Raw genomic sequence first — 1266 nt, 5'->3', positions numbered from 1 at the left:
ATTTAGCCTCACTATAACGACGTATTTCAATCACTCCCTTTCTAACCCGCTTGATATTTCTTGAGATCGTATCGGGTGTATAAGATGTCGTTTGCTTATTGAAATTAAACACAATATCTCCTAAATTTCATTTTTTCTAAATAAACGTTGAACAATAAAATAGTCCGTCGAAGAACCTAATTTCGGGTATTTTAAGGTTAATACGCCTTGCGTGGCGATAACGGTTCTCCCTTGGTTACGCCAATCGGGCGCAGGTGTTGTCGCACCAATAGAGGGTACGTCGGAAAAATCAAGCTCAATACAGTTTGACAGTATGCGTTTTTTCTTCACTTTTGCCGAGCCTAAATCCGAAAATTGTTCGCCACGTTCGCCCGGTGAACCCCATACCGTTTGTTGTCGCCATTCAATTTTATGAAATTATTTAATTTTTTACGGACGCCAGCGTGGCGTCCCTACCTCAAAAGTGCGGTCAAAAATAGTCACGTTTTTAATAAATCTCAGGGTTGTTTTCAAGCCATTGTTGGATTTTGGCTTCGGTTTTCTTTTCGTTGTAGCCACGGGTGGGGAACAGGCTTAAATGATAAAAAAAGTTAATATAGTCCGACCATAAGCGTTTTTCTTTTTTGAAGTAGTGAGCAAATTCTTCATCGGGATTTAGGCTTTGCATATAGTCGGTTAAAAATTCTCTTAATACTTGATCTTGAAAATCACAGGCAGGGCGGTAGATGCCCAAATCCACATTTGCCGTTTTATCGGGATCGGTTTCGTGCTGTATAGAAAGAATTAATGCCGCATGTTCGGGCTTAACTAAACTTGAATGATGAAAATCAGGTTTGAATGCGCTGAGTGGGTTGGTTCTTTCATCGTAGCGGGTAATATAAAACTTGCCGAATTGCCAAAAATAGGCAATGCGCCGTTTTGTGTCGATACGTAATGGGCGCCAGTCGGGAGCAATAAGTAAGAATAGAAACCATAATGGTACACTTAATAATAGCCAAGCATTGAAAATATCTTGTTTTATACTAGAAGACAGCTCATTTTTATATTCACTAAGCAATTGTCCGTCTCTAGTGTAAAGCGGATTATTTGACGATGTCCAAAGAGAAACTATATGGTTTATTTTTGCCTCATAATTCCAAGCCCATTCCATTTTATGGTGTAGCGGTTGTTCGGGATCAATAGCATTCCATACCCAAAAGAAAGTAATCACTAAAAACCACATCCAAAGAAACTGACGCAGTTGTGCATCACTGTAACGGCGTATTT

The 1266-nt window shown here is 39.5% G+C and carries 2 protein-coding genes; both read right to left on the bottom strand.

Annotated elements, in window-relative coordinates:
• Positions 1 to 120 precede the first annotated feature (120 nt).
• Positions 121 to 330, bottom strand: a complete 210-nt coding sequence (locus BKL51_RS01160) for a hypothetical protein (protein ID WP_077464929.1) — start codon at positions 328 to 330, stop codon at positions 121 to 123.
• A gap of 157 nt (positions 331 to 487) precedes the next feature.
• On the bottom strand, positions 488 to 1266 hold a 779-nt coding region (locus BKL51_RS11845; protein WP_077464928.1), incomplete at its 5' end, for a hypothetical protein.

The sequence above is a fragment of the Rodentibacter sp. Ppn85 genome (assembly GCF_001999335.1).
In the GTDB taxonomy this organism is placed as follows: domain Bacteria; phylum Pseudomonadota; class Gammaproteobacteria; order Enterobacterales; family Pasteurellaceae; genus Rodentibacter.
This window is presented reverse-complemented; position numbering and strand designations above follow the sequence as displayed.